This is a genomic window from Mesorhizobium sp. M7A.F.Ca.CA.002.09.1.1, from assembly GCF_003998555.1.
GTDB classification, from domain to species: domain Bacteria; phylum Pseudomonadota; class Alphaproteobacteria; order Rhizobiales; family Rhizobiaceae; genus Mesorhizobium; species Mesorhizobium ciceri.
The window spans coordinates 1-4,128 of sequence record NZ_RZRR01000502.1 but is presented as its reverse complement, the minus strand read 5'-3'; the positions used below and the strand labels follow the sequence as shown (position 1 = coordinate 4,128).

The window sequence follows — 4,128 nt, the reverse complement described above, 5'->3', positions numbered from 1 at the left end:
GTATTTCCCGCCGCTCCTTCCGACTGTTCATCGAGCGTGAAACCGCCGAGACGCTGGTCGCCGAAGTCGACGGCCGCGTGGCCGGTTATGCGATCGTGCTGTTTCGCAAAGGCAGCGGCGTGGCGCGCCTCTACTCGATTGCGACCAGTCCGTTTTTCGGCGGGCTGGGTGTCGGCCGCATCCTGCTCGGATCCGCCGAAGATGCCGCCTTCGAGCACGACCGCATGATGCTGCGTCTCGAAGTTCGCGAAGACAACAGCCGCGCGATCCGCATCTACGAACGGGCCGGTTATCGCAAGATCGGGCGTGAGCCCGGCTACTATGAGGATGGCGAAACGGCACTTCGCTACGAAAAAACCTTGCGTGGCGACATTCCGATCGCCACCAAGGTGCCGTTCTACCCGCAGACCTGTGAATTCACCTGCGGTCCGTGCTGCCTGATGATGGCGATGGCCAATTTCGATCGCGGCTTCGTGCCGGATCCGGTCATGGAAATCCGCCTGTGGCGTGAAGCGACGACCGTCTTCATGATGTCGGGTCCCGGGGGTTGCGAGCCGTTCGGCCTCGCTGTCTCGGGCTATGAGAGCGGGCTCGCGGTGGAGATCTACGTCTCCTTCTATGGCGCGCTGTTCCTGCAATCGGTGCGCAGCGAGGACAAGCGCAGGGTAATGGAACTGGCCCAGGTCGACTTTCGCCGACGCGCGGAACTTTACGGCATCCCGGTGAATTACCGTGCATTCACAATCGACGATATCCGCGCTGCGATCGCTGGGGGAAAGCTGGTGCTGGTGCTGATCAGCGGCTTCCTGATGTTCGGCAAGAAGGTGCCGCACTGGGTGCTGGCGATCGGCGATGACGGCGACCATATCCTGATCCACGACCCTTGGGTCGAGGATGAAAGGCAGGAGACCATCCTTGATGCAGCCAACATTCCCGTGCCTTACGGCATCTTCATGAACATGGCGCAGTTCGGTCGCGATGGACTGCGGGCCGCCATCACTCTGGGAAAGCGTGACAGACAATGACCTGGGTCATCCTTACCGGCAGGCAGAGCGATCTCGACCAGGTGGCGACACCGCACAAGATCATCACCAATCGCGACTATCTCGCGCATCCGTCATTGTTTCGCGGCCAGCGGCCGAAGGTCATCAACCTGTCGAACAATTACGCCTACCAGAGCCGCGGCTACTATGCCTCGCTGCTGGCAAGCTCGCGCGGCCACAAGGTGATCCCGACCGTCGAGACGATGATCGACCTGTCGGAACGCAAGCTCTATGAGCACGCGCTGCCGGAACTGGAACTGGCGCTCAACAAATGCCGCAAGGATCTTGGTGGCGCCTTTCCGCAAAAGGTCTGCATCTTCTTCGGCATCGGGCCGTCAAAAATCTGGGACCGTTTCGCCAAGCTGTTGTTCGATTGGTTCCGCGCACCGGCGCTCGAAGTCCACATCAAGGACAGCGCCGAATGGGCCTCGATCCGCAAGATCGGCTTCCATCCGCTGGCGCGGATGACCGAGGACGAGGAAAAAAGCTTCATACAGTGCCTGGAAACCTACACCAACCGGGAGTGGCGCGACACCAAGGGCCGCACGCCGGCGCGCTATACCTTCGCCACGCTGGTCGACCCGCATGAGGAATTGCCGCCCTCGGAGATCTCGTCGCTGCGCTATTGGGCCAAGATCGCCGAGAAGATGGGCGTCGAAATCGAGCCGATCACCAAGCGGGACCTGGCCAAGCTCGCCAATTACGACGCGCTGTTCATCCGCGAGACCACCTCGATCTCCAACCACACCTATCGTTTCGCCCGCCGCGCCCAGCAGGAAGGCATGCCGGTGATCGACGATCCACTGTCGATGATCCGCTGCACCAACAAGGTCTATCTCAACGAGCTGATGGCCTACAACAAGGTGCCGGTGCCGCCGACGGTGATGATCGCCGGCACCTCGGATCTCGAACTGGCGGCGCAGACGCTGGGCTTTCCGCTGGTGCTGAAGATCCCGGATTCGTCGTTCTCGCGCGGCGTCAAGAAATGCGCCAATTTCGAGGAACTGAAGACGCTCGCCACCGAATGGCTGGAGGATTCCGACCTTCTGATCGCGCAGAAATTCATTCCGACCGAATATGATTGGCGTGTCGGCGTGCTCGGCGGCCAGCCGCTGTTTGCCGTGCACTATCTGATGGCCAAGAAGCACTGGCAGATCGTCAACCACAAGGCCAACGGCAAGCCCGACCAGGGCGGCATCAAGACCTTCACGCTGAAGGAAACGCCGGCGCATGTCGTCGAGACGGCAGTGAAGGCGGCGCGCTGCATCGGCGACGGGCTCTATGGCGTCGACCTCAAGGAGACCAAGGACGGCGTCTTCGTCATCGAGGTGAATGACAATCCCAACCTCGATCATGGCTGGGAGGATTCCGGTGAGAAGGACGAGGTCTGGGTGCGGCTGACGCAGTGGTTCCTGGAGCGGTTGGACCGGCCGGGGCGGTAATTTGATCGGGGGTAGAACATGCAGTTTATCGTGATCGAGGATTTCACCGGCTGTGATCGCAAGGAGATCTATCGCCGCTTTCGCGACCGCGGCCGCCTGAAACCGGACGAGCTGCTCGTGCACCACAGCTGGATCGCGGCGGACATGAGCCGCTGCTTCCTGCTGGTGGAGGCCGATGACGTCACGCTGCTGCAGCGTTGGGTCATCGAATGGGCGGATCTGGTGGAATTCGAGATCATCCCCGTGGCGACAAACAAGGACATGGCTGAGGCATTGAGCGGGCACCTCTGACGATTGCCGCGTGTCGCGTCAACGCAGTGCCGGCGAGCCGACTGCGCGCCGGCACTCGTCGATCAGCCACTGGCGAAATGCGTCCACGACATCGCGTCTGGCGCTGCGCGCCGGGATCGTCAGGCAATAGGGCTGGCGCAGCTCGACCATTTGGGCGAGGGGCCTGACAAGTCGGCCGTCCTCCAGCGCCTCGGCACAGTAGATCCCTTGCGCCAGCGCCACGCCCAATCCCGAAATGGCAAGGTCGAGTGCTGCGCGCGATGAGTTGGCCGAGAGGCCGCGCTGCGCTGCCCGGCCGGGTTCGATGCCGGCCGCCTCGAACCAGTTGTGCCAGGACGGAAAGGACGCACCGGTCGGTCCCCAGCCGGTATGGATAAGCGGCAGGCTGGCGAGGCCTTCGGGTTTGATCGTGTCCGCCAGCCCGGGTGCACACACGGGATAGACTGCGTCCTGGACGATGTCCTCGGTCGGGTGCTCGCGATAGTGCGGGCCATAAGTGAGCCTGATGTCGATCAACTCACGGTCGAACGGCACCGGGTCATCCTCGCCTCTGAGCGATATGTCGACGGCGCCATGGCTGGAGACAAAACCAGTGAGGCGCTGCGAAAGCCAACCCATGGCCATGGATGGCGGCACCGACACCACGAGGCGCGGGCGGAACGCATCGCCGCCCAGTTGGCGCGCGACGCTGCCGATCTCCTGGAAGGCCATGGTCAGCCTGGGCAGCATCTCGACGCCGGCCTCGGTGAGGACGGCGCGCCGGTTGACGCGATGGAACAGCTTGCGGTCCATCTGCTCCTCGACGGTGCGGATGAGCTGGCTGACGGCGGCGGCCGATACAGAAAGCTCTTCCGCCGCCCCCGCAAAGCTGCCTGTACGGGCGGCAGCCTCGAAAGCCTGAAGTCCTTTGAGAGAGGGAAGTACGGCCATGATCACCGGATAGATAAGTTCAGCTTATCTAAATCGCAGAAATCGTCATTTTTGGAAAGATTTTTCATGCGCTACAGTGGATTCTATCAAATCCCAGCCTGGATCGAAGCCCGTGGATCATCGCGACGTAATTTCATCGTTGACGCAGGAGGAGCGCAACCGGCTGACCGCCAAGTCTGATGCCGCGGGCCTCGTTCAGCTTGCCGCTCATTGGGGTGCGATCGTGATCCTCGGATCGCTGATCGCCGCCAAAGTGCCGTTCTGGCCGCTGCTGATGCTGCCGCAAGGTCTCCTCATCGTGTTCCTATTCACGCTGCTGCACGAGACGGTTCATCGCACGGCCTTTGAGGCGCAGCGGCTGAACGATCTCGTGGCGCGGGTGTGCAGCCTGGCGATCGCACTGCCGGCGGACTGGTTCCGCT

At 62.0% G+C, this 4,128-nt stretch carries 4 protein-coding genes and 1 pseudogene; 4 read left to right on the top strand and 1 reads right to left on the bottom strand.

Features of this window, described 5'->3' with window-relative positions; all coding sequences use genetic code 11:
• The 3 genes from EN994_RS20650 to EN994_RS20640 form a co-directional block, all read left to right on the top strand.
• Positions 1-1,025 (top strand): GNAT family N-acetyltransferase/peptidase C39 family protein (locus EN994_RS20650; protein ID WP_127307771.1); only part of this gene is annotated, 1,025 nt, incomplete at its 5' end.
• Positions 1,022-2,485, top strand: coding sequence for a RimK family alpha-L-glutamate ligase (locus EN994_RS20645; RefSeq protein WP_013532574.1), 1,464 nt, complete (start codon positions 1,022-1,024; stop codon positions 2,483-2,485). The genes EN994_RS20650 and EN994_RS20645, both read left to right, overlap by 4 nt.
• A gap of 18 nt (positions 2,486-2,503) precedes the next feature.
• Positions 2,504-2,776, top strand: coding sequence for a DUF3303 family protein (locus EN994_RS20640; protein WP_013532573.1), 273 nt, complete (start codon positions 2,504-2,506; stop codon positions 2,774-2,776).
• An 18-nt stretch (positions 2,777-2,794) separates the two neighbouring features.
• On the opposite strand, the gene EN994_RS20635 is transcribed toward EN994_RS20640, so the two are convergent.
• A complete protein-coding gene (locus EN994_RS20635; RefSeq protein ID WP_013532572.1) occupies positions 2,795-3,706 on the bottom strand; it encodes a LysR substrate-binding domain-containing protein in 912 nt (303 codons plus the stop codon).
• Between the two features lie 112 nt (positions 3,707-3,818).
• On the opposite strand from EN994_RS20635, the pseudogene EN994_RS20630 reads away from it, so the two are divergent.
• Positions 3,819-4,128: pseudogene (locus EN994_RS20630) on the top strand (fatty acid desaturase); the annotation flags it as partial.